Genomic DNA, 23,229 nt, shown 5'->3' on the forward strand with positions numbered 1-23,229 from the left:
GGTCAGGTGCGGACGGGCTCGTCGAACTGCGTCCGATACAGCTCGGCGTAGCGGCCGGAGGTCGCCAGCAACTCCACGTGGGTCCCGCGTTCGACCACCTGTCCGTCCTCGATCACCAGGATCAGGTCTGCCGCGCGGATGGTCGAGAGCCGGTGGGCGATGACGAGCGAGGTGCGTCCGTCCAGGGCCTCGGCCAGCGCGTCCTGCACCGCGGCCTCCGAGGTGGAGTCCAGCGACGCGGTCGCCTCGTCCAGCACCACCACCTGTGGATGCGCGAGCAGCAGACGCGCGATGGTCACGCGCTGACGCTCGCCGCCGGAGAAGCGGTAGCCGCGCTCGCCGACGACGGTTTCCAGACCGTCGGGCAGGGATCGCACCAGCTCCCCGAGGCGGGCGCGCTCGAGTGCGGACCAGACCTCCTCGTCGGTCGCCTCGGGGCGTGCCAGCGTCAGGTTGGCGCGCAGGGTCTCGTGGAACAGGTGCCCGTCCTGCGTGACCATGCCCACCGTGGCGCGGACGGACTCGGCCGTGAGGTCGCGAACGTCCACGCCGGCGAGACGCACCGCGCCGCCGTCGACGTCGTACAGGCGTGAGACCAACTGCGCGATGGTCGACTTCCCGGCACCGGACGAGCCCACGAGGGCCACCATGTGCCCGGGCTCGGCGCGGAACGAGATGCCGTGCAGCACCTCCTCACCACCACGGGAATCGAGCACCGCCACGTCCTCGAGCGAGGCCAGCGACACCTTGTCGGCCGACGGATAGGCGAACCGGACGTCGTCGAACTCGACCGTGACCGGCCCGTCCGGCACCGGGCGGGCGTCCGGCGCGTCCGCGATCAGGGGCTCGAGGTCGAGGATCTCGAAGACCCGCTCGAAGCTGACCACCGCACTCATGATGTCGACCCGCGCACTCGCGAGCGCGGTCAACGGCGCGTAGAGGCGCGTGAGCAGGAGGGACATGGTGACCACCGACCCCGCGTCGAGGGTGCCGCGCAGCGCGTAGAAGCCGCCCAGCCCGTAGACGAGGGCGAGCGCCAGAGCCGAGACCAGGGTCAGGGCGGTGACGAAGGTGGTCTGCACCATCGCGGTGCGTACGCCGATGTCCCGGACTCGGCCGGCCCGCGTCGCGAACTCCTGCGACTCGTGATCGGGTCGGCCGAACAGTTTGATCAGCGTGGCGCCGGGCGCCGAGAACCGCTCGGTCATCTGCGTCGACATCGCCGCGTTGTGGCCCGCCGCTTCGCGCTGCAGCGTCGCGAGTTTCGCGCCCATCCGCCGGGCCGGGATCACGAAGACCGGAAGCAGGATCAACGCCAGCAGGGTGATCTGCCACGAGATCCCGATCATGACGACCAGCGTCAGCAGCAGCGTCACGACGTTGCTGACCACACCGGACAACGTGCCGCTGAACGCGCGCTGCGCGCCGATGACGTCGTTGTTCAGCCGGGAGACCAGGGCGCCCGTCCGGGTGCGCGTGAAGAACGCGATCGGCATCCGCTGCACGTGGTCGAAGACCCGGGTACGCAGGTCGAGGATGAGGTTCTCCCCGATCCGCGACGACAGCCAGCGGTTGGCCAGACCGCTGGCCGCGTCGAGCACCGCGACGAGGGCGATGACGACCGCGAGGATCAGCACGGTCTCGAAGGCCACCCCGCGCACGATCCCGTCGACCACTCGGCCGGCGAGGATGGGCGTCGCCACGGCCAGCGCCGCCGACACCACGCTGAGGATCAGGAACCCGATCAGCAGGCCCCGCAGCGGGCGGGCGAACACCAGGATCCGGCGCAGGGTGACGCGGGAGACCGGCCGCGCATCCGGCGTGTGCATGCCGCGATACATCTGGCTGTACGCCACCGATTCCATGCTCACGACGCGCTCCTCCACTCGTCCGACCGCACCGGGTACCCGCTCACGCCGCCGGGGTCTCGGCCGCTGACGCCACCGGCTCCAGCGCAGCCGCGACGATATCCGCCACGTCCGACATCGGACGGACGTCGAGGGCGTCCAGGACGTCCGTGGGCACGTCGTCGAGATCGGGCTCGTTGCGGATCGGCACGAACACCGTGCTCAGCCCCGCGCGCTGGGCGGCGAGCAGCTTCTGCTTCACCCCGCCGATCGGCAGCACGCGGCCGTTCAGCGAGACCTCACCGGTCATGCCGACGTCCGAGCGCACGGGTCGCCCCGTCGCCATCGACACCAGGGCGGTGACCAACGTGACTCCCGCGGACGGTCCGTCCTTGGGTACCGCGCCGGCAGGGACGTGCACGTGGATCGCGCGGTCGAGCGTCACGGGGTCCACCCCGAGCTGCTCGGCGTGCGCCCGTACGTAGGACAGGGCGATCTGCGCGGACTCCTTCATCACGTCACCGAGCTGGCCGGTGAGCGTGAGACCCGGCTCCGCTCCGGTGCTGCTCGCCTCCACGAAGAGGACGTCGCCACCGAGGCCGGTCACGGCCAGTCCCGTGGCGACGCCGGGCACCTCGGTGCGCTCGTGCGCCTCCGGGGTGAAGCGGGGTCGGCCCAGGTAGGCCGTGAGATCGTCCGCATCGACGGTGACCGGGCCGGTCTCCGCCGCCGCGATCTTCCGCAGCGTCTTCGCGACCAGCCGCTCGACCTGCCGCACGCCCGGCTCGCGGGTGTACTCGGCGGCGATGCGGCGGAGAGCGGCCTCCGTGAACTGCACGTCGTCGCCGGTCATCGCGGCGCGGTCCAGCTGACGCGGCACCAGGTAGTCCCGTGCGATCGCCACCTTGTCGTCCTCGGTGTAGCCGTCGACCGTGACCAGCTCCATACGGTCGATCAGGGCCGCCGGGATCTGCTCGACCACGTTGGCGGTCGCGAGGAACAGCACGTCCGACAGGTCGAGGTCCAGATCGAGATAGTGATCGCGGAACGTGTGGTTCTGCGCCGGGTCCAGCACCTCGAGGAGTGCGGCGGCCGGGTCGCCGCGAACATCGGACCCCACCTTGTCGATCTCGTCGAGCAGCACGACGGGGTTCATCGAACCCGCCTCCGCGATCGCCCGCACGATCCGGCCGGGCAGCGCACCGACGTACGTCCGACGGTGACCACGGATCTCGGCTTCGTCGCGGACGCCACCGAGCGCGACGCGGACGAAGGTCCGGCCCAGGGCTCGGGCCACGGATTCGCCGAGCGAGGTCTTGCCGACGCCGGGAGGTCCGGCCAGCACCATGACGGCGCCGGAACCACGACCACCCACCACCGACAGCCCGCGAGACGCACGACGGGCCCGGACGGCGAGGTGTTCGACGATGCGGTCCTTGACGTCGTCGAGGCCGTGGTGGTCGGCGTCGAGCACCGCGCGCGCGGACTCGGTGTCGGTGGTGTCGTCCGTGACGACCGACCAGGGCAGACCGAGGACGGTGTCCAACCACGTTCGAATCCAACCGGTTTCGGGGCTCTGGTCGCTCGAACGCTCCAGCCGCTCCACCTCGCGCAGCGCGGCCGACCGCACCGCGTCCGGCAGCGGGGCGGACTCGACGCGCGTGCGGTAATCGTCCGCACCGTCGGGCTCGGTCTCGCCCAGCTCCTTGCGGATGGCGGCGAGTTGTTGGCGCAGCAGGAAGTCCTTCTGCGTCTTCTCCATGCCCTCGCGCACGTCGCCGGCGATCTTGTCGGTCACCTCCATCTCGGCGAGGTGATCGGTGGTCCACCGGATGAGCGTGGCCAAACGGGTTGCGACGTCGGGGGTTTCGAGCAATTCCCGCTTCTGCACGTCGGTCAGCCACGACGCGTAGCCGGCGGTGTCGGCGAGCGCGGAGGGATCGGTGAGCTTGGTGACCGAGTCGATGGCCTGCCACGCCTCGCGACGCTGTAGGAGAGCCAGCACGAGCTTCTTGTACTCCGCGGCCGACGCGCGCACGGCGTCGGAGGGCTCGTCGGCGGCGACGATCTCCGCCTCGACCCACAACGCGGTGCCCGGCCCACTCACGCCGGCGCCGAGGTGCGCCCGTGTGCGAGCCTCGAGCACGGCCGCCGGCGCTCCGGTCGCGAGGCGGCCGACCTGCACGATGGTCGCGACCACGCCGTACGCGGGATAGCGATCGTCGAGCCGCGGTGCGACGAGCAGCTTGCCGTCCGCCGACGTGCGAGCGGCATCGATGGCGGCGCGGGCGGCGTCGTCCAGTTCGACGGGCACCACCATGCCGGGCAGTACCACGGGATCGTCGAGGAAAAGCACGGGCAAGCGAGTGGGTTCGCTCATGGGGGCCTCCAGGGTTCAGCGTGCTCGGCTCAACCTCGGGGCCGACCGCCCTGTTCCCCACTGGACCCCCGTTCGCTGGGGGCGTAAGGACCGCCTCTGATCAGCTGGTCAGCGCGACGTCGACTCCGGTGACGGACTTCAGGAACGGGCAGATCGAGCGCGCCTGTTCGAGAACGTCACCCGCGTTCTCGACTCCCGGCAACGTGACCGACAACCGGTAGGTCGCGTCGTACCCCGCACCGTCGGCGGCCGCGAGGGTCACCGCTCCCTCGACCGACGCACCGTCGAGACTGCCGCCCGCGGTGCCGACGGCGATGCGGAGCGATTCGAGGAGGCAGGACGACAGCGCGGCCGCCATGAGCTGCTCGGGGTTCGTGGCACCGCCGGGACCACCGAGATCGGTGGGCTCGTGCACGTCGAGGGTCAAGACGTCGTCGGTCGAGGTGACGGATCCGTCGGTCGCGGTGACGGTGGCGGTGTACAGGTCCTGGCTCATGCCTGTCGGGTGTCCGCCCGCGGCCGCTGGCAAACCCTCCTCGGTGGCGGCGGGCGTCAGGAGGTGAGGAAGTCGACGACCACCGACACGAACTTCTCCGGCTCGTCCAGGAAGACGGCGTGGGAACTGTTCTCGAACAGCTCGAACCGGGCGTTCGGCACTGTGTCCGCCACGAATCGTGCCGCCTCCCACGGGAATGCGCGATCGTGACGTCCCACGACGACCAACGACGGCAGGGTGAGCCCGGGCAGCAAATCACGCCAGTCGTGGTGCGTGTGATCGGCCATCACCGCGTTGCGGGCCGACGACGCCATGCGCGACATCTCGTCGAACAGGACGTCCGCTCGGTCGTCGGGCAGGTCCGTCGCGGTGATCTCGTCGAGTTGCTCCCGATCGAAGGCAGCCCGGTCGTACGTGACCCGTCCCTGCACCGCGGCGAGAGTGGCGTCGTCGAAGATCGAGTTGTGCGCGAGCGTCCAGTCGGGTGCGCGGTACTGCTTGGGCGTCTGGGCGACGTAGACGGCCTGCCGCAGGCGGTCGGTGCCGAACAACTCCTGGTAGCTCCAGATCACCGGACACCCGAGCGACCAGCCGAGCACGGTGACCTCGTGCAGGTCGAGGGCAACGATCAGGTCGCGCAGGTCGGCGGCGAGGCGGGACACGCGATAGCCGTGACCCGGGTCCTCCGACCGTCCGTGGGCGCGGAGATCGACCGCGATCACCCGGGCATGCTCGGCGAGGCCCGGCACCACGCCGGAGAAGTACTCGCCGCTGAATCCCCACCCGTGCAGCAGGATCAGAGGTCTCCCCTCTCCCTGTTCCGTGTAGTGGAGGGTGGTGCCGTCGCCGGCCGTCACGGTGCTCATCGTTACCCCGTACCCGAATCCCGCTGCGCGATAACGGTGCGGTCACGCCTCCCCTGTTGCGGTCCGGTGTCCGATTACAGTCGCGAGCACCAGCCGAGACGTGACGGATCCCGGCTCGACCCCGAGGAGAGCCATGACCGGTCCCCAGTACCCGGGCCAGCCCGGCCCCGACGACACGCCCCGCGACCCGGGCCAGTACCCACCCCCCGGGCAGTACGGCTCCAGCCCGCAGGGCGGGCAGTACGGCTCCAGCCCGCAGGGCGGGCAGTACGGCGGTCAGTACCCACCCCCGCCCGGCGGGCAGTACGGCTCCGGCCCGCAAGGCGGGCAGTACGAGTCCGCCCCGCAGTACTCGGGCGGCTACCAGCAGCAGCCCCCGGCGAGCCCGAAGAACGGCATGGGTATCGCCGCGCTGATTCTGGGCATCATCTCGGTGCTGGCGTTCTGGACGTTCGGCTTCGGCATCCTGCTCGGCATCGTGGCCGTGATCCTCGGCATCGTCGGACGAAACCGCGCGAAGCGCCTCGAAGCGACCAACAAGGGTGTCGCCACCACCGGCCTCGTCTTCGGCATCCTGGGCATCATCGCCGGCGCGGTGTTCATCGCGCTGTCGGTGTGGGTGTTCAACGAGGTCGGCGGACAGGATCTCACCGACTGCCTCTCGAATGCCGGCGGCGACCAGGCCGCGATCGAGCAGTGCCAGCAGGATTTCACCTCGAACCTGGAGGATCGCTTCTCGGTGACCATCACGCCGTCTCCGTAGGACGAGCCACCCGTGACGCGGATGCCCGGTTGACGACCCCGTCGACCGGGCATTCCCGTGTCATGAGCGATGCCGCGAACACTCCCGTCGACACCACCAGCGTCGATCCGCGCGAGGCCAGCCGGGGCACGGGCGCGGATTCCGTGCAGTCCGACTCCGAGCGCGACGAGGCGATCCGAGAGTTCGACCATCACGCGGAGACGGACGGCCCGGACACTCTCGATCGCAGCGAGGCCGTGGTCGACGAGGGCAAGACGCTGGGCACCCCGGATCCCGAGGACGTCACGCCGGGGGACAAGGACGACAAGCAGACGACTCGGTCCGAGTAGCCCGATCGATCAGGAGCCGCTCAGAACAGGGTGACGGGGTCCGCGGCAGCCATCGCAACCGCGGCTCCGACAGGCGGTGACTCCGACAGCGTGCCGTCCCGGACGCCACGCGCGGCCTCACCGGCGAGCTGGTCCGCCATCTCGTTGTACTCGTTGCCGACGTGTCCCCGAACCCACCGGAACCGCACGGGGCCCTCGCGTTCGGTGATCGCCCTATCGATGGCCCGCACCAGGTCGAGGTTGCGCACCGCGGTGCCGGTGGACGTCCGCCACCCCTTGCGCTTCCACCCCGGCAGCCACTCCGACGCGCACTTGATGGCGTACTGACTGTCCGCCTCGATCAGCAGCGGTTCTGCACCCGGGTGTGCGAGCACGGCCTCGAGCAGCGCTCTGAGCTCGGCAATCTGGTTGGTTCCGGACGCCGCCCCACCCGAGGCGCTGGGCCCGGTGTGGTCCACCCAGGCCCAGCCGATGGCGCCGCCCGGGTTCTTCAGGCAGGACCCGTCCGTACTCACGATGATCACGTCCGCGACAGTATCCGCACCCACCGACACGGTCCGGTTCCCGCGCCGACGCCGTCCGTCGGCGGTCCCCTACCCTCGATCCTGACCTCGTCCCCCGATGGGGACAGCCGTCGCCGCGAAGGAGCACTCCCGTGACCGCATCCACCGACAGCTTCCGCGCACTCGTCGCCCGCGAGACGGACGACGGGATCACGCTGGCCGACGAGGCCGTCGACGCGTCGTTCCTGCCCGCCGGCGAGGTCACGGTGGCCGTCGAGTACTCCTCGATCAACTACAAGGACGCGCTGGCGGTCACACCGAAGGGTGGCGTCGTCCGGAACTACCCGATCGTGCCGGGCATCGATCTGGCCGGCACCGTGGTCGCGTCGGACTCGGCGGACGTCGCCGTCGGGACCCGCGTCGTCGCCCACGGCTACGAGATCGGGACGGGACGCCACGGCGGGTACGCCGAGTTCGCCCGCGTTCCGGCGGAATGGGTGGTGCCGTTGGCCGACGGTCTGTCGACGGCGGACGCCGCGGCCATCGGCACGGCCGGGTTCACGGCCGCGATGAGCGTGCAGGCCCTGGAACGGCACGGAATCGGGCCCGAGGACGGGCCGATCGTGGTCACCGGCGCGAGCGGCGGTGTGGGCACGGTGGCCGTGGACCTGCTCTCCCGCAGGGGGTTCGAGGTGGTGGCGTCCACCGGCAAGTCGTCGGCGCACAATCTGCTGCGCACCCTCGGTGCCGCCGAGATCGTCGGTCGGCTGCCCGAGGACCCCGACGCGAAGCCCCGCCCGCTCGGCAAGGCGCGCTGGGCCGGCGCAGTCGACTGCGTGGGCGGCGCGACGCTTGCCGACGTGCTCTCCACAATCCGGTACGGCGGCGCCGTGGCGGCGAGCGGACTCACGGGTGGGCCTTCCGTGTCCACCACCGTTCTGCCGTTCATCCTGCGCGGAATCGCCCTGCTGGGCATCGATTCCGTCCAGTGGCCGATCGACGCCCGGCGAGCGCTGTGGGCACGCTTGGCCGACGATCTGCGGCCGAGCCGACTGGCCGAGGTCACCACCGAGGTGGGCCTGGACGGTGTGCAGGGCGTGATCGACGCGCTGCGCGACGGCGAGAACACCGGGCGTGCGCTCGTCCGTGTCCGGTAGCGACGGTCCTGTTCTGCGGCGAACGATCCACTCGGATCGTCCACTGAGCCTGCGCCACACGCTCTCTCCCCATCAGCGGGGTCGGAGCGACCCGACGCACCGCACGCTGCCCGACGGAAGCATCTGGCGAACATCGTTGTTCGCGAGCGGGCCCGTGACCTATCGACTCCGCCAGCCGTCGCGCACCGAGGTCGTCGCCGACGTGTGGGGCGAGGGCGCGGAAGAGTTCGTCGCCACGATGCCCGGACTGATCGGAATGCTGGACGACGCAAAAGGATTCGCACCCGAGCACCGCATCCTCGTCGAGGCCGCCCGACGCCTGACCCACCTCCACCTCGGTCGGACGGGGCAGGTGTTCGAAGCGCTCGTCCCCGCCGTCCTCGAACAGAAGGTTCACGGCGTCGCCGCGTTCGCGTCGTGGCGTCGCTTGGTGACGCGCTTCGGCGCTCCCGCACCCGGCCCGGCGCCGTCGGGCATGGCGGTGTCGCCGCCACCGGACGTCTGGCGTCGTGTTCCGTCGTGGGAGTTCCACCGCGCCAACGTCGATCCGAAACGGGCACGCACGATCGTGGAGGCCGCACGGGTCGCGGACAAGCTCACCCCGATCGTCGGCATGACCCACGACGATGCGTATCGACGCCTGCGGCTGGTCCCCGGCATCGGCGAGTGGACGGCTGCGGAGGTGTGCCAGCGCGCCCTGGGCGACGCCGACGCGCTGTCGGTCGGGGACTACCACCTGGCGGCGGTGATCGGGTGGAGCCTCGTGGGCGCTCCGATGACGGACGACGAGATGGTCGCCTACCTCGAGCCGCTCCGGCCGCACCGCTACCGGGCGGTGCGACTGCTCGAGGTGAGCGGGATGGCGGTCCGGCCGAAGTTCGGGCCACGGACGGCGATCACCGACCACCGGTTCCACTGATCCGTCGGGAATGGTTCGCGTACAGTTTGCGTTGAAGCTTCAACACAGACCGGAAGGACCCCCATGGCCATCTCTCGACTCAACCACGCCGTTCTCTACGTCCGCGACGCCGAGCGCAGCGCCGCGTTCTATCGCGACGTGCTCGGATTCCGCGTCGTCATGGCGATGGGCGACCGTGCCGTCTTCCTGCAGGCACCCGACAGCACCAACGACCACGATCTGGGTCTGTTCTCGATCGGCGACGCGGCCGGCGCCAGCCCCGCCGGTCGGGCGACCGTGGGCCTGTATCACCTGGCCTGGGAGGTGCGCACTCTCGCCGACCTGGCCACGGTGCGCGACGACCTCGCGGGCGCCGGAGCGCTGGTCGGCGCGTCCGATCACGGCACCACCAAGAGCCTCTACGGGCAGGACCCCGACGGCCTCGAGTTCGAGATCGTCTGGCTGATCCCGGCGGACCGCATCGACGATCGGATTCTGCAGGCCAAGACCACCATTCGGCCGCTCGACCTGGACGCGGAAATCGAGCGTTTCGGTGCGGACACCCTCGGCGGCATCGGAATCAGCGTGTCGGCCTGAGGCGGGAACAGTGAGCACGGCTCACGAGTTGTTCTCGGTATGACTCGCATCGGACACTCGGACCTGGATGTTTTCCCGCTTGCGCTCGGTGCCAACACCTTCGGATGGACGGCCGACGAGGCCGCGTCGCACGACATCATCGAGGCGTTTCTCGGTGCCGGTGGGTCGCTGATCGACACGGCCGACTCGTACTCGGCGTTCGCGCCGGGCAATTCGGGTGGCGAATCCGAGACCGTCATCGGCAACTGGTTCGCCCGCACCGGCCGGCGGGACGACGTCGTCCTCGCGACCAAGGTGAGCCGGCACCCGGACTTCCTCGGCCTGGCCGCCTCGACCGTCGCGGCCGCGGCAGACGCCTCGCTGAAGCGCCTCCAGAGCGACCACATCGACCTGTACTACGCGCATTTCGACGACGAGGACACCCCGCTCGAGGAGACGGTCGCCGCGTTCGACGCGCTCGTGAAGGCCGGCAAGGTCCGCTACGTCGGCATCTCGAACTACTCCCCCGAGCGCGCACAGGCCTGGCTCGACATCGCCGAGCGCGAAGGGTTCGACAAGCCGGTAGCGTTGCAGCCGCACTACAACCTGGTGCACCGGCAGTCCTACGAACCGGCGCTGCAGGAGTTCGCGACGACCAACCACCTGGGCGTGTTCCCGTACTTCGCACTCGCGTCGGGATTCCTGACCGGCAAGTACCGCACGAAGGACGACCTCGCCGGCAGCGCGCGCGGGAAGATGGCCGGGGGTTACCTGAGCGACGCGGGCCTGGCCGTCGTGGACGCGCTCGCCGAGATCGCCGACGCGCGCGACACCGCGATCCCCACGGTCGCACTGGCCTGGCTGCTGACCCGGCCGGGCATCGTCGCCCCGATCGCCAGCGCGAGCCGAATCGGGCAGCTGGCGTCGCTGACCGACGCTCCCGGCCTGAGCCTGACGGACGACGAGGTCGCTCGACTCACCTCGGCGTCGGACGCCGTCGGCGGGTAGGACTCACTCATCGGCAGCCCGCCGGTTCATTGCCGTCCCGGTTTCCGGTCGGTGGAGCGGCGGGTGTCGGTGGGGATCATTACAATCGAACACATGAGCGATCGGGGGGTCGGCGCGGTGAACGCGCCGCAGGTGGGAGGCGTTGCCTGGGCTACGCGTGACCACACCGCGATGGGTCTGCCCGTCTCGTTCGACCTGCCCGTCGGTGGGCATCTCGACGCACTGGCCGACCTCGCGGCCGGAGCGGCGTACCTGGAATGGCGCCGCTACCGACATGTCGCCGCCCTGCACACCGACCTGGTGCTCGCCGAAGAAGACCGCGACGAGCGGGCGGTCGATGCGTTCGCCCAGTGCGCCGCCCGCATCGCCACCGCCCTGTCGGTCTCGCAGTACGTCGCCGAACGGATCCTCGACCACGCCGTCGCCCTCCGGGACCGTCTCCCGCGGGTGTTCGAATGCCTCCGGGACGGGGTGGTCTCGCCCAGTCACATCCGCACCATCGTCTCCCGCACCGAGTTGATCCACGGCCGGTCGTATCAGGGACTGGTGGACGCCGACATCGCCGACGCCCTGCGTAAGCCGGGGTCGTGGTCCACGGGCCGGGTGCGGGATCTGTGCGATCAGATGGTCTACCGCCGCGACCCCGACGCCGTCCGCGAACGCCGCGACGACGCCCTGAAGGGGCGGTGCTTCTTCACCGAGGCCGGACTCGACGGCATGGCGACCGTGGGAGCGACGATGTCCGCCGAACAGGCTGCCATCGTCGCCCGCGTCGTCGAACGCCTCGCCGCACAAGTCTGCCGACACGACAGCCGCACCAAAACAGCGCGGGCATCGGACGCGCTGTTCGCGCTCGTCAAGCACGCCCCGTTCGGCTGCGACTGCGCACGCCCCGACTGTGCCTACACCGTGGTCGATGCGGACGAGGTCGCAACCAACGCAGCACGCATCGTCATCCACGTCGTCACCGACACCACCACCCTCACCGGACCCGCGACCACCACCGAGGGTGCGGCAGAGCCGGCCGCGCATGCACGGACTCAGGACGCCGGAACGACCGCGGCTGCCGCAGAGGAAGTTGCGGTCGAGGAGGTCGTGGTCGAGAAGACAGCGGCCGACACGGCGACGTCCGATGCCGTTGCCGCCGACGCTGTTGCGGTCGATGAGGTCGCAGTCGATGAGGTCGCGGCCGCGGAGACTACAGCCGAGGCTGCAGCGGCTGATGGCGTTGCGGCGGAGGCGGTCACGACCGACGAGGCTGCGGTCGAGGGGGCAGCGGCCGACGACGTTGTAGCCGAAGCGGTCTCGACCGACGAGGTCGCGGCCGAGGACGTTGCAGCCGAGGACATTGCAGCCGAAGCGGCGACGGATGAGGTTGCAGTCGAGTCCGAGTCCGAACTGGTGGACGGTGTCGGCTACATCCCCGGGCTCGGCATCGTCTCCGGCGCCCACATCCGCGACCTCGCCGCCGATCCCGCCACCCTGATCCGCCCCTTGGGCGACGGCACCGACACCCCACTCCCGGCCACCCAACCCGCGGACCCCTACCGACCCTCGGCGGCACTGAACACCTACATCCGCGCCCGAGACCAGTACTGCACCTGGCCCGGCTGCAACAGACCCGCGTGGGACGGCGACCTCGACCACATCACCGAATACGACCACGCCCACCCCGAGCGGGGCGGACAGACCACTGCGACCGGGCTCGGCGCGAAATGCCGGTTCCACCACCTGCTCAAGACGTTCGGTGACTTCGTCGACGACCAGTACCCCGACCCCGACCACCCCGGCCGCATCATCCGGACGTTCACCATCCCCGAAGGCCGCACCGTCCTCGGCCCCGCCTACACCGGCCACGACGCCCACCCCGGACTCGACATGATCGTCTTCGGCGACCCACCCGACGCCGGCAAGAAAACACCACCGACACCGCGCACCCCGACACCGGGCGAACCCGAACCCACCCGACCAGCCCCACGCACGGAGCAGAAACACGCCCGCCGACGGCAGGAGCGCAATCGCAATCGACTCCGCAACGCCCTGAACGGCGTCGCCCCACCCCTGGCGGAGGACACACCACCGCCGTTCTGACGGGGCGGCTCCCGGCGCAGCCGACACACCGGCCCGAGTAGAACGGAACGTATGGACGGAGACGACAGATCGACCACCCGCGATCGCCTCGCCGACGGCCGACCCCAGAACGCCCGACCGCGGGACGTCCTGGGCCGGCCGCTCCCGCACGGCTCCGTCGGCGTCCCGCGCGTGCCGGACGACCTGCAACTCCCGCCGCGCGAGTCGTTGCCCCTGGCTCAGCGCTACTTGGACGACGGGATGCCGTTCCACGCCCACGACGTCCTCGAAGGCACCTGGAAAGCGAGCGTCGGCGACGATCGCGAACTCTGGCAGGGGCTCGCGCAGCTCGCGGTCGGTCTCACCCACCTGCACCGCGGAAACCCGGCCGGCGCTGTGACGCTGATCACCCGCGGTCGTGACCACATCACCCCGTACCGCGCCGCACCCCCACACGGGGTGGCCGTCGCGAGCCTCGTGGACTGGGCCGACGCGGCGATCGACGGGATTCACCGCGGCGTGCCCGACGCCCCTCCCCCGCCCCGTCTCACCGCCGACTGACTCGGGTCCGCGCGGCCGGGAACAGAATCGGCGCCCGAGGTGCTGCAGCCCGGGTGACGACGAAACCCGCCTCGGTCGCTGCCCGCACCACGACCCACGACGAGTCGCCGCCCTCGCGACTGCGCATGATTCTCGTCCTCGGCGCTCTCGTCGCCCTGGGCCCCCTCACCATCGACGTCTACCTGCCGGCGCTGCCCGCCATCACCGACGATCTGAACTCCACCGACGCCGCGGTGCAGTTCACCCTCACCGGCACCCTGATCGGCCTCGCCGTCGGCCAGCTGATCATCGGCCCGCTGTCCGACGCTCTCGGTCGGCGCCGCCCGTTGATCGCCGGCACGGCCGTCCACATCCTGGCGTCACTGCTCTGCATGATCGCCCCGTCGGTCGCGGTGCTCGGGGTCACGCGGGCACTGCAGGGATTCGGCGCCGCCGCCACCATGGTGATCGCCCTCGCCATCGTCCGCGATCTCTACGAGGGCCGCGCCGCCGCCACCGTCCTGTCCCGTCTGGTGCTGGTGATGGGCGTCGCGCCGATCGTCGCCCCGAGCCTCGGCGGCGTCATCCTGCTGCAGGGCTCCTGGCGGGGGATCTTCGCCGGTCTGGCGGTGGCCGGTGTCCTGCTCATGCTCGTCGCCGTGTGCTTCCTCCGCGAGACGCTTCCCGCCGAGCGCCGCCGCGCCCCCGAGGTGGTGCCGGTGCTGCGGACGTACGGCAGCCTGTTGCGCGACCGCAGCTTCGTCGTCCTCGTGTTGGTGGCCGGTCTCGGTATGTCGGCCCTGTTCGCCTATATCTCGGGCAGCTCGTTCGTCCTCCAGGACGGGTACGGGCTCGGTGAGCAGCAGTTCGCGTTGGTGTTCGGCATCGGCGCCGTGGCACTCATCGGGGCCTCGCAGCTGAACGTGCTTGCACTGCAGCGGTATTCGCCCGCCCGCATCGTGACGGTGGCCCTCGTGGCCATGGCGATCTCCGGAATCGCGCTCATCGTGACCACGACGACGGAGGTCGGCGGTGTCGTCGGCTTCATGATTCCGGTGCTCTGCGTGCTGGCCTCGGCGGGCTTCGTCATGCCCAACTCGCCGGCCCTGGCGCTGTCACGGCACGGCGAGGCAGCCGGCACTGCCGCGGCCCTGCTCGGCGCCGCACAGTTCGGGCTGGGCGCGCTGATCGCCCCGCTGGTCGGCGCTCTGGGCAACGACGGACCCGCCATGGCGATGGCGATGACGGGCGGCGCGCTGGTGGCCCTGGCCGCGCTGGCCTACGCCCGTCCCGACCGCGACCGGCCGGCGACCGTGGTCGACGGGTCAGCGACCGCGTAGGTACGCGACGTCGTCGGCGATGCCCTCGCCCGGCGTTTCCAGAATGATCGGGGCGCCCGACTCCGCCGCCACCGCCGCGAGGACCTCGGGGTCGATGGACCCGGATGCGAGGTTCGCGTGGCGGTCGCGGGCCGAGTCGAACTCGTCCCGAGAGTTGTTGAGATGCACCAGGTCCACGCGGCCGGTGATCGCCTTCACCCGCTCGACGACGTCGACCAGCTCCTCGCCGCCCGCCCACGCGTGACAGGTGTCCAGACAGAACCCGGCACCGAACTCGCCGACCGCGTCCCACAGTCGGGCAATGGCATCGAACCGGCGCGCCATCGCGCGGTCGCCACCCGCGGTGTTCTCGATCCAGATGGGCACCTCGAACCCACCCGTCTCGGCCTGGCGCTCGAAGAGCTTGCGCCAGTTGGCCACACCTTCGGCCGGGTCCTCGCCGTCGCGGACGTGGCCGCCGTGGACGACCATGCCCAGCGCCCCGAGTTCGGCGGCGACGGTGGCCTGCTGCGCCAACGCCTTGCGAGACGGAATGCGAATGCGGTTGTTGAGACTGGCGACGTTGATGACGTACGACGAGTGGACGACGACGTCGACCTCCGAGTCCCGCACCGCCGCGAGAGACTCGTCGATCACCGGCTTGTTCCACTTCTGCGGGTCGGTGACGAAGAGCTGGACGAGGTCGACGTCCAAGGACGTCGCCTCGTCGAGCGGTGAATCCGACCTGACGTGTGCCCCGATGCGCATGCGTCGACCCTACCGACGAGCACCGACGCAATCGGTCAGCGCAGTCGGACCACGACCTTTCCGATGGCCGTGCGATTCTCCAGCGACGCGATGGCCGCCCCGGCCTCCTCCAGCGAATGGACGGACGGTTCGGGCGCCGAGAGTCGGCCGTCCGCGAAGAGCGGGGCGAGTTCTGCCCACTGGGTCTTGGTGTAGCCGGGCCGGGACATCCACCAGGCACCCCACCCGGCGCCGACGACCTCGACGTTGTTCAGCAGGAGACGGTTGACCTTGACCGTCGGGATCTCGCCGCCGGTGAAGCCGATGACCACCAGCCGACCCGCCGGGGCGAGGGATCGGATGCTGTCGGTGAACCGGTCGCCGCCGACGGGGTCGATCACCACGTCGACACCTCGTCCACCCGTCAGCTCCTTCACCCGATCGCGCCACCCGTCGACGAGCACGACGTCCGTCGCTCCCGCGGCGCGCGCGACCGCGGCCTTCTCCTCGGTGCTGACGACGGCGATGGTGCGGGACGCGCCGAGCACGGGGGCCAGGCGCAGCGCGGAGGTACCGATGCCGCCGGCGGCGCCGTGCACCAGCACGGTCTCGCCCTCGGCGAGACGACCGCGCTCACGGAGCGAGAAGTGCACGGTGAGGTCGTTGAAGAGCACCCCGGCGCCGGCCTCGAACGAGACCCGGTCCGGCAGCGGGAACACCAGATCCGGCGTCGCGAGCACCACCTCGGCCATGCCGCCGCCGATGCCGGTGAGCGCCGCCACGCGGTCGCCCACGGCGAGACCGGATCCCTCCGGAGCGGAGCGAACCACGCCGGCCACCTCGCTGCCGGGCACGAACGGCAGGTCGGGCTTGTACTGGTAGAGACCCCGGGTGAGCAGCGCGTCGGGAAACGCGACGCCGGCCGCGTGCACGTCGATCAGCACGCCGTCGCCGGTCGGTTCCGCGATGTCGGCGACGGACACCGCGTCCGGCCCGTCGAGTGTGGTCACCTGTACTGCGCGCACGCCGTGGGTCCTTTCGTCGGGAACTGCTCTGCACCCTCAGACAACCACACGCGTGCCGAGCGTCACACGCGCGCCGCGTCGAGCGCCCGCACCACCGGCACCACCTCGTCGACCGGGACCGGTCGGCTGACGAAGAAGCCCTGCACCGCGTCGCATCCCCACTGCCGCAGCATCTCCAGCGACTCGGCGTTCTCGACGCCCTCGGCCACCAGGTGCAGACGCATCCGCCGCGCGAGGTCGACAGTGGAGGCGACGATCGCCCGGTCGACCTCGTCGTCGACGATCGAGGCCACCAACGACCGGTCGAGTTTCAGCTGCTGGACCGGCAGCCGCGACAGGTACGCCAGGGAGCTGTAGCCGGTGCCGAAGTCGTCGATGGACAGCGTCACGCCGAGGGCGCGCAGAGCCGTCATCGTGATCACCGAACGCGTCGGGTCGGTCATGGCGGAGGTCTCGGTGACCTCCAGAACCACGGCCGACGGCGGTACGGCGTGCCTCGCCAAGGCCTCCGAGACCTGTTCCGGCAGAGTCGAATCCACCAGGTTCCGCACCGAGAGATTGATCGCGACGTCGACATCCAGCCCCGCCGACCGCCACCCGGCGCAGTCCCCGAGAGCCCTGTCGAGGACGAACGACGTCAACACCCCGATGGCCGAGGTCGCTTCGGCTCCCGCGAGGAAATCGGCGGGTCCCAGGAGGCCGTCGTCCGGGTGACGCCACCGCAGCAACGCCTCGAGACCCGACACCCGACCCGACCGCAGATCGAGGCGCGGTTGGTAGAACAGCTCGAGCTGGCCCGACCGCATCGCCACCTCGAGCTCGCCGAGCCGGCGGACCCGGTTGGCCTGGTCGGTCTCCATGGTCCGGTCGTACACGGCGACGCGCGGGTGCCGACGCTGCGCCTCACCGACCGCGGCGTGCGCGCGCTGAATCATGCCCTCGGCCGTCGTGATTCCCGCCCCGCCGGTCCCCGATCCGTCGCACGCACGCAGTGCGACGCCGATACTGCAGTCGACGGTGACTCGCATGTCGCGCATCTCGATCGGCGCGGTCACGGCCGCGCGCACGACGGCGGCTAGCCGGGTCGCGGACCGTTCGTCGAGCGGTCCGGCGACCACCGCGAACTCGTCGCCACCGAGACGACCGACCACCGACGTGGGCGGCACGGCGTCCGACAGTCGCGCACCGATGATCTTCAGCATGCGATCCCCGTCGGTGTATCCGAACGTGGCGTTGACGTCGGCGAACCCGTGCAGATCGACGAGCACCAGTCCCACCCACGGGTCGGTCGCAAGACGGCGGGACAGCCGTCGCTCGAGCTCGTTGCGCGTCGCCAGGCCCGTCACCCGGTCGGTGGTCGCGGATTCGCGCAGGGCCTGGGCCTGGCGTGCCAGCAATTTCAGGAAGATCCACATGCGCACGGTGCCGATCGTCACCATGATCGCGGTGGCCACCACCGCTACCGACCCCCACTCCGACGCCGGCACCCCGCGGGCGAGCTGCACGGTCATCGCCGCGGGCGTCAGCGCCACGGCGAGCGTCATCAGCGCGAGCCGCGAGAGTCCCGTACTGCGCCGCGAGAAGGTGGGCTCGGGCGGCGGACTCTCGGGCCGCACCGCGGCGGCGGCGAAGAGGACGTAGGCCGTCAGCCACAGCATGTTCAGCACCCGGTCGAGCGCTCCGCCGGCACTCCACACGTAGGAGCCGTAGTCGGCGATCACCATGATGGCCAGGCCGAGTCCGAGCAGCACGAGGGTGACGGTGCTGGCCCGTCGACGCAGGAAGATCGACAGGACGACGACGAGGACGAAGACGTCGATCTCGGTGTAGAAGAGCCCGAGCCACACCGACGCGGGGGTGTCCCCGAACTGCGTCGACACGACGACCCAGGACGCGAGACCGATGCCCGCGGTCATCATCGCGGCGTCGAGCACGTCGACGGGCGCGACGAGTCGACCGTGCAGGTCACGGGCGACCAGGAGCGCCACCACCACGGACAGGTAGCCCGCGACGTACCCGGCGTCGGCCCACGACGGGAAGGGGGCACCGCCCTGCGTGTTCTCGAGAACCCCGGTGTAGACGTCACCAGCGGTCCAGGCGGTCAACCCGGCCGCCAGGAACCACCACGGCGTGGTGTCGTTCTTGAACCCCGCCCGGATGCCGAGGACCACGGCGATCACCGACGACGCGGCGACGAGCGCGTAGACGCCGCTGGCCACCGGGCCGGGGGCGAGGAGGCCGTACGTGAGCACGACGACGGCGCCCCCGATCAGGACGCGAGTGGACCAGAACGACGTCATGGACCACCTCCCGGCACCGAGCAGTGCAGCCTTCCCGTGACCTCCGACTCGTTCATTGTCACCACGAACCGCCCGTTCCGCACGTATCGGGTCCATCGAAGTTGGTGAATCTTCGTTAACCGAATACGGTACGCTGCGGACCGGGCATCGAACGAGAGGGCGGCGAGGCAGGTGGGCCAGAGAAGCGGCGGCACCGAAACCGAACGTTCTCGCCTCAAGGCCGAACGCCGCAGCAACCTGCTCGACGCCGCCGCCGAACTGGTCGCGGCACGCGGCTACCACGGGCTGCGCCTCGAGGACCTGGGCGCGGCCGTCGGCATCAGCGGGCCGGCCGTGTACCGCCACTTCCCCAACAAGGAAGCCGTCCTGGTCGAGCTGCTGGTCGGGGTGTCCGAGTACCTGCACACCGGCAGCCGACGGGCGGTCGACGAGCCCGATCCGGCGGCGCGCGTCCGCGCCCTCGTCGACTTCCACCTGGAATTCGCGCTCACCTCGCCGCGCCTGATCGAGATCCAGTTCCGCGACCTCGCCAACCTTCCCGACGACGCGCGGCACCGCGTGCGCTCCCTCCAGCGGGCCTACGTCGAGACGTGGGTCGGCGCGCTCCGCGACCTGGACCCGTCGCGGTCCGAGGAAGATGCCCGCATCCGCGCGCACGCCGCCTTCGGGCTGCTCAACTCCACCCCGCACTCCGTGGGCCGCGTCCCGACCCCGGTACTGGAACAGACCCTGTCCAGCATGTCGTTGACAGCCCTGGGCGTGCACCGCATCGGCCACCCCACCGCCCCACCCCCATCAGAAGCGAGGATCCCGTCATGACCGCACCGACTTCCCCCACCTCCGTCATCGTGGCGGGTGCCCGCACGCCGGTCGGTCGGCTGCTCGGATCGCTGTCCACCCTGTCCGGGTCCGACCTCGGCGGCGTCGCCATCGCCGGAGCCCTGGAGAAGGCGGGCATCAGCGGTGACCAGGTGCAGTACGTGATCATGGGACAGGTCCTCACCGCCGGCGCGGGCCAGATCCCCGCACGTCAGGCCGCCCACGCCGGCGGCATCCCGCTCACCGTGCCCGCCCTGACCATCAACAAGGTGTGCCTGTCCGGCGTCGACGCCATCGCCCTCGCCGACCAGCTCATCCGCGCGGGCGAGTTCGACATCGTCGTCGCCGGCGGTCAGGAGTCGATGTCGCAGGCCCCGCACATGCTGTCCAAGAGCCGCACCGGCTTCAAGTACGGCGACGTCACCCTCGCGGACCACATGGCGTACGACGGACTGCACGACATCTTCACCGACCAGGCCATGGGCGCCCTCACCGAGGACCGCAACGCCGACGCCGCGTACGTCTCCCGCGAGGACCAGGACGCCTTCGCCGCCGCCTCGCACCAGCGCGCGGCCGCCGCCTGGAAGAACGGCGCGTTCGACGACGAGGTCGTCCCCGTCACCATTCCCCAGCGCAAGGGCGACCCGATCGTCGTCACCGAGGACGAGGGCATCCGACCCGACACCTCCGCCGAGTCCCTCGCGCGCCTGAAGCCGTCGTTCGACCGGAACGGGACCATCACCGCCGGGTCCGCCTCGCAGATCTCCGACGGCGCCGCCGCCGTCGTGGTCATGAGCCGCGCCAAGGCCGAGGAACTCGGCCTGACCTGGCTCGCCGAGATCGGCGCCCACGGTGTCGTCGCCGGCCCCGATTCCTCGCTGCAGTCGCAGCCGGCCAACGCCATCGCCGCCGCCTGTGCCAAGGACGGCATCGACCCCACCGACCTCGACCTCGTCGAGATCAACGAGGCCTTCGCGGCCGTCGGCATCGCGTCGACCCGCCAACTGGGACTCGACCCGGAGAAGGTCAACGTCAACGGCGGCGCCATCGCCATCGGACACCCTCTCGGCGCGTCCGGCGCCCGCATCGCTCTGCACCTCGCCCTCGAGCTGCAGCGTCGCGGCGGCGGCACCGGCGCGGCCGCACTGTGCGGCGGCGGCGGCCAGGGCGACGCCCTGATCCTCCGCGTCCCGGCGAACTGAGCGACTCCTGCGGGGTCGGGCCGGTGGACTACTCCTCCGACTGACCCCGCAGGTACCGGCCGAAGTGGGGGACCGTGAATCCGATGGACCCCCGCTCGGCGGAGTAGATCAGGCCCTTCTTGATCAACCCGTCCCGTGCCGGCGACAACGACGCCGGTTTGCGACCGAGTTCGACGGCGATGCTCGCCGTCGACACCGGTCCGTCGTCGCCCGACAGCTCGGCCATCGCCCGCATGTACTCGCGCTCGGCGGGCGTCGCGCGCTCGTAGCGCGACCCGAAGAAGCCGACGGCCAACTCGTCCTCCGCGGTCGGTGCGGCCACGCGGACGTCGTCGGCGGTGATGGGACTGTCCGCGGCGTGATCCCACGTCGCCTTGCCGTAGGCCTGCACGAAGTACGGGTAACCGTCGGCCGCGGCGTACAGCGCATCGAGGGCCTCCGCGGTGTACTCGACGTCCTCGCGCTCGGCCGGCGCGATCAGCGCCAGATCCGCCGACGCGCGGTCGAGACGGTCGATGCGGTGGTAGCCGAACAGCCGCTCCGAGTAGCTCTTCGAGGCCGACAGCACCGCGGGCAGGTGCGGCAGTCCGGCCCCCACGACGATCAACGGGGCCGCGTCCTGACTGAGCTCGTGGCAGGCACCGCAGATGGCGGAGATGTCGGCGGCGCCGAGGTCCTGCATCTCGTCGACGAAGATCGCGATGCCGACGCCGACGTCGCGGGCGAGCGATGCCGCGTCGAGCAGGAGTTCGACGAGGTCGATCTCGATGTCACCGGTGTCCGCGCGCCCTTTCACCGCCGGCGCGTCGATGCCGGGCTGCCATTTGTCCCGCATCCCCTTGTCCTGTGATGCCCGCAGCGCGAACGACTTCAGGACGCCGAGGAACTGCTCGACGCGGTCCGGATCCCGATGCGCGACAGCGATTTCCCGAACGGCCATGTGCAGCGCCGACGAGAGCGGCCGACGCAGGTCCTGGTCCGGCCGTGCCTCGATCTTGCCGGTCCCCCACCGCCGCGAGATCGCGGCGGACCGAAGATGGTTCAGCAGCACGGTCTTTCCCACGCCGCGCAGTCCGGTGAGCATCACACTGCGTTCCGGGCGGCCACGAGCGATGCGTTCGAGCACCACGTCGAAGGCGTCGAGCTGCTTCCCGCGTCCGGCGAGCTCGGGCGGGCGCTGGCCGGCACCGGGGGCGTAGGGGTTCCGCACGGGGTCCATGGCGTGACGGTAGCAACCTCGTCAGGTCTTTCTCGGTCTTTCTAGCTCGTGTCCTAGAACCGTCGATAATCGGCAAGCGACCGCGCGCCTCTATCCTGCGGGCATGGAGTGGGCACTGGTCGGGGCGGGATTGGTGCTGCTGACAGGCGCGGGCGACCTGCTGGTGCGCGGGGCCGTCGGCCTGGCCCGGCGGGTGGGCATCTCCGCCCTGATGGTGTCCCTCACCGTCGTGTCGTTCGGCACGGCGGCGCCGGAGGTCGTGGTGACCGTCGAGGCGCTCCTCGACGGGGTGCCGCAGGTGGCCCTCGGCAACGTGGTCGGCTCGAACATCGTCAACGTCCTGCTGGTCCTCGGTGTGCCGGCGATGATCTCCGTCGTTCGCAGTGCGGGGCGCGACCTGCGGACGAGCTACCTCCAGATGGTCGCGGCCACCGTGGTTTTCGTGGCACTGTGCGCCGCGGGAACCCTCACGCCGATCAGCGGCACGATCCTGTTGCTCGGACTGGCCGCCCTCCTCGGCCATCAGATCCGGACGGCGCGCCGACACCGGGACACCGACGCCTCGCCGGGCCCGTCCCCGGAGGCCGACGGGCCGATCCCCGGCCCGGGACGCATCGCGGCCTTCCTGGTGGCCGGCCTGGTGGGCCTCCCGATCGGCGCGAACCTGCTCCTCGAGGGCGCCACCGGCATCGCCCGCGACGCGGGGCTCTCGGACAGCGTCATCGGCCTCACCCTGGTCGCGGCGGGGACGTCGCTCCCCGAACTGGCGACGACGGTGATCGCGGCGCTGCGCGGGCGCGCCGACGTGGTCCTGGGCAGCGTCGTCGGCTCGAACCTGGTGAACATCCTGCTCATCGGCGGGCTGACCGCCATCGCGGGACCGGTGCCGGTCGACCGCCATCTGCTGCAGCTCGACCTGTGGGTGATGCTCGCGGCGGCGCTGATCCTGATCCCGGTGGTCCTGCTCGGGAAGAACATCACGCGCACCGGCGGCGTCCTGATGACGGGCGCCTACGTCGCCTACCTGGCGGTCCTGCTCCAGTAGTCCCGCTCCCGAGGCTCGGATCCCTCGCGGTTCGCTGTTCCGACGGATTTCCCTTGCCGTCCATCCCGCGTCGCACCTACCATCGAGGTATGTCGCGCATGCTCGTAGTTCGCCGCCGCA

At 70.6% G+C, this 23,229-nt stretch carries 21 protein-coding genes; 12 read left to right on the forward strand and 9 right to left on the reverse strand.

What is annotated here, in order from left to right:
• Positions 1–2 precede the first annotated feature (2 nt).
• The 4 genes from RC2_RS08905 to RC2_RS08920 all read right to left on the reverse strand — a co-directional run bounded on the left by RC2_RS08905 (position 3) and on the right by RC2_RS08920 (position 5,589).
• On the reverse strand, positions 3–1,871 hold the full coding sequence (locus tag RC2_RS08905) for an ABC transporter ATP-binding protein (RefSeq protein ID WP_068144268.1): 1,869 nt from the start codon (positions 1,869–1,871) through the stop codon (positions 3–5).
• Positions 1,872–1,911: 40 nt separating this feature from the next.
• Entirely contained in the window at positions 1,912–4,227 is a 2,316-nt protein-coding gene (gene lon, locus RC2_RS08910; RefSeq protein WP_068144235.1) for an endopeptidase La, read from the reverse strand.
• Between the two features lie 100 nt (positions 4,228–4,327).
• Positions 4,328–4,723: an OsmC family protein gene (locus RC2_RS08915; RefSeq protein WP_068144231.1), complete on the reverse strand. Its 396-nt coding sequence runs from the start codon at positions 4,721–4,723 to the stop codon at positions 4,328–4,330.
• A 56-nt stretch (positions 4,724–4,779) separates the two neighbouring features.
• The gene (locus tag RC2_RS08920) at positions 4,780–5,589 is read right to left on the reverse strand and encodes an alpha/beta fold hydrolase (protein WP_068144228.1); all 810 of its coding nucleotides are present in this window, start codon (positions 5,587–5,589) and stop codon (positions 4,780–4,782) included.
• 133 nt (positions 5,590–5,722) lie between these two features.
• Here RC2_RS08920 and RC2_RS08925 point away from each other — a divergent pair, with 133 nt between their 5' ends.
• Both RC2_RS08925 and RC2_RS08930 read left to right on the forward strand, forming a co-directional pair.
• Entirely contained in the window at positions 5,723–6,352 is a 630-nt protein-coding gene (locus RC2_RS08925; RefSeq protein ID WP_068144226.1) for a DUF4190 domain-containing protein, read from the forward strand.
• 62 nt (positions 6,353–6,414) lie between these two features.
• Positions 6,415–6,681 (forward strand): hypothetical protein, encoded by a 267-nt coding sequence (locus RC2_RS08930; RefSeq protein WP_068144223.1) that lies wholly within the window; start codon positions 6,415–6,417, stop codon positions 6,679–6,681.
• A gap of 20 nt (positions 6,682–6,701) precedes the next feature.
• Here the strand turns inward: RC2_RS08930 and RC2_RS08935 are convergent, their stop codons facing one another.
• Entirely contained in the window at positions 6,702–7,205 is a 504-nt protein-coding gene (locus RC2_RS08935; RefSeq protein ID WP_068144262.1) for a ribonuclease H family protein, read from the reverse strand.
• A gap of 131 nt (positions 7,206–7,336) precedes the next feature.
• Here RC2_RS08935 and RC2_RS08940 point away from each other — a divergent pair, with 131 nt between their 5' ends.
• From RC2_RS08940 to RC2_RS08970, 7 genes are all read left to right on the forward strand, one after another.
• Positions 7,337–8,341: an oxidoreductase gene (locus RC2_RS08940; RefSeq protein ID WP_068144222.1), complete on the forward strand. Its 1,005-nt coding sequence runs from the start codon at positions 7,337–7,339 to the stop codon at positions 8,339–8,341.
• Positions 8,331–9,260, forward strand: coding sequence for a DNA-3-methyladenine glycosylase family protein (locus tag RC2_RS08945; protein WP_371828662.1), 930 nt, complete (start codon positions 8,331–8,333; stop codon positions 9,258–9,260). Before RC2_RS08940 ends, RC2_RS08945 begins: the two co-directional genes overlap by 11 nt.
• 63 nt (positions 9,261–9,323) lie before the next feature.
• Positions 9,324–9,836, forward strand: coding sequence for a VOC family protein (locus RC2_RS08950; RefSeq protein ID WP_068144216.1), 513 nt, complete (start codon positions 9,324–9,326; stop codon positions 9,834–9,836).
• A 39-nt stretch (positions 9,837–9,875) separates the two neighbouring features.
• Entirely contained in the window at positions 9,876–10,823 is a 948-nt protein-coding gene (locus RC2_RS08955; protein ID WP_068144213.1) for an aldo/keto reductase, read from the forward strand.
• 93 nt (positions 10,824–10,916) lie between these two features.
• The gene (locus RC2_RS08960) at positions 10,917–12,914 is read left to right on the forward strand and encodes a DUF222 domain-containing protein (RefSeq protein ID WP_072681300.1); all 1,998 of its coding nucleotides are present in this window, start codon (positions 10,917–10,919) and stop codon (positions 12,912–12,914) included.
• A 51-nt stretch (positions 12,915–12,965) separates the two neighbouring features.
• The gene (locus tag RC2_RS08965) at positions 12,966–13,454 is read left to right on the forward strand and encodes a DUF309 domain-containing protein (protein WP_068145737.1); all 489 of its coding nucleotides are present in this window, start codon (positions 12,966–12,968) and stop codon (positions 13,452–13,454) included.
• A gap of 125 nt (positions 13,455–13,579) precedes the next feature.
• Positions 13,580–14,773, forward strand: a complete 1,194-nt coding sequence (locus RC2_RS08970; protein ID WP_082895368.1) for a multidrug effflux MFS transporter — start codon at positions 13,580–13,582, stop codon at positions 14,771–14,773.
• On the opposite strand, the gene RC2_RS08975 is transcribed toward RC2_RS08970, so the two are convergent.
• The 3 genes from RC2_RS08975 to RC2_RS08985 all read right to left on the reverse strand — a co-directional run bounded on the left by RC2_RS08975 (position 14,759) and on the right by RC2_RS08985 (position 18,824).
• The gene (locus tag RC2_RS08975; RefSeq protein WP_068145731.1) at positions 14,759–15,520 is read right to left on the reverse strand and encodes a deoxyribonuclease IV; all 762 of its coding nucleotides are present in this window, start codon (positions 15,518–15,520) and stop codon (positions 14,759–14,761) included. The two genes, RC2_RS08970 and RC2_RS08975, sit on opposite strands and share 15 nt — an antisense overlap.
• A 35-nt stretch (positions 15,521–15,555) precedes the next feature.
• Entirely contained in the window at positions 15,556–16,524 is a 969-nt protein-coding gene (locus RC2_RS08980) for an NADPH:quinone oxidoreductase family protein (protein ID WP_068145728.1), read from the reverse strand.
• Positions 16,525–16,586: 62 nt separating this feature from the next.
• Positions 16,587–18,824, reverse strand: coding sequence for a putative bifunctional diguanylate cyclase/phosphodiesterase (locus RC2_RS08985; RefSeq protein ID WP_068145725.1), 2,238 nt, complete (start codon positions 18,822–18,824; stop codon positions 16,587–16,589).
• Positions 18,825–18,995: 171 nt separating this feature from the next.
• Here RC2_RS08985 and RC2_RS08990 point away from each other — a divergent pair, with 171 nt between their 5' ends.
• The gene (locus RC2_RS08990; RefSeq protein ID WP_068145721.1) at positions 18,996–19,643 is read left to right on the forward strand and encodes a TetR/AcrR family transcriptional regulator; all 648 of its coding nucleotides are present in this window, start codon (positions 18,996–18,998) and stop codon (positions 19,641–19,643) included.
• Entirely contained in the window at positions 19,640–20,845 is a 1,206-nt protein-coding gene (locus tag RC2_RS08995) for an acetyl-CoA C-acetyltransferase (RefSeq protein WP_068145718.1), read from the forward strand. Before RC2_RS08990 ends, RC2_RS08995 begins: the two co-directional genes overlap by 4 nt.
• 28 nt (positions 20,846–20,873) lie before the next feature.
• On the opposite strand, the gene RC2_RS09000 is transcribed toward RC2_RS08995, so the two are convergent.
• Complete coding sequence (locus tag RC2_RS09000) at positions 20,874–22,064, reverse strand: ATP-binding protein (protein ID WP_068145715.1); 1,191 nt, start codon at positions 22,062–22,064, stop codon at positions 20,874–20,876.
• Positions 22,065–22,167: 103 nt separating this feature from the next.
• On the opposite strand from RC2_RS09000, the gene RC2_RS09005 reads away from it, so the two are divergent.
• Positions 22,168–23,109 (forward strand): calcium/sodium antiporter, encoded by a 942-nt coding sequence (locus tag RC2_RS09005; RefSeq protein WP_068145712.1) that lies wholly within the window; start codon positions 22,168–22,170, stop codon positions 23,107–23,109.
• The last annotated feature ends 120 nt before the right edge of the window (positions 23,110–23,229 follow it).

The sequence above is a fragment of the Rhodococcoides corynebacterioides NBRC 14404 genome (assembly GCF_001894765.1).
Classification (GTDB): Bacteria; Actinomycetota; Actinomycetes; order Mycobacteriales; family Mycobacteriaceae; genus Rhodococcoides; species Rhodococcoides corynebacterioides.